Origin of the sequence: Paramesorhizobium deserti (genome assembly GCF_001558695.1) — a bacterium.
Classification (GTDB): domain Bacteria; phylum Pseudomonadota; class Alphaproteobacteria; order Rhizobiales; family Rhizobiaceae; genus Paramesorhizobium; species Paramesorhizobium deserti.
In genome coordinates, this window is sequence record NZ_LNTU01000031.1 from 1 (window position 1) to 941 (window position 941).

Annotated in this window: 1 protein-coding gene; it reads left to right on the forward strand. The window is 60.8% G+C overall.

Going from position 1 to position 941, the window contains the following annotated elements:
• Positions 1-523, forward strand: a 523-nt coding sequence (locus ATN84_RS16210) for a class I SAM-dependent methyltransferase (RefSeq protein ID WP_161939585.1), incomplete at its 5' end; no start/stop codon positions are given.
• Positions 524-941: the final 418 nt, after the last annotated feature.

Here is a 941-nt window from a genome sequence, read left to right on the forward strand (position 1 = left end):
AAATCGACGCGCTCATGCCGTGGAACTACGCCGCCTAAACGGCCTCAGCTTGTCGCTTACGATATATGACCGCATCGCCTCCATCGAGATGATCGAGGCTGTCGGCGAAGCCCACTGGCCGCGCTATTTCGCCCAGCTCCGCGACCGCCTCGGCCCCGATGGGCGGATTGGCATCCAGGCGATCACTATTCAGAATCGGCTGTTCGCGGAGTACCGGCGCAGCGTGGACTTCATTCGTGGCTACGTCTTCCCCGGCGGCATGCTCCCGGCGCCGCAGGTGCTTATCGATTTAGGCGGCCGGCACGGGCTCGCGCTGGCCGGCGAGAGAGTCTTCGGCCAGGATTATGTCCGCACGCTCAGCGACTGGCGCACCCGTTTTCGTTCCGCCTGGCCGTTAATCGAACAGATGGGTTTCGACGAGCGCTTCCGGCGGCTCTGGGAATACTATCTCGCCTATTGCGAGGCCGGCTTCCGGTCCGGCACGATCGACGTTCGCCAGATGATATTCGCCCGCCAGAGCTGAAAGGTGCGCTTTGATTTCAGCGACGGGCGAGAAAGCGCTACCCGTCGACGGCATCAGCCCCGCAGCGCGAACGGTGGTTGTTTGAACGCCATAAAGGTCAACAACCGGCGCAACCTCGACCTCATAGCTTTACCATGGCGATGTCTGCTTCCGGGCAACGGCAAAGGCGTGTTCTACGGCCGATACGGGGCGCGAGCGGCCATAGCGACGACGGGATAATTTACCAGGTTGCAAGGTGGCGACCAGCGGGCCAAGATTAGCTGCCCAGAAGCGATCCGAACCTGATCTGAACCTATCGATTCGAGGGAATAGCGTCTGGTAGAGGATCGTAGATTAGGGTAGTCCAGCGTGCTGTAGAGTGGTTGCGGGGGCAGGATTTGAACCTGCGGCCTTCAGGTTATGAGCCTGACGAGCTACC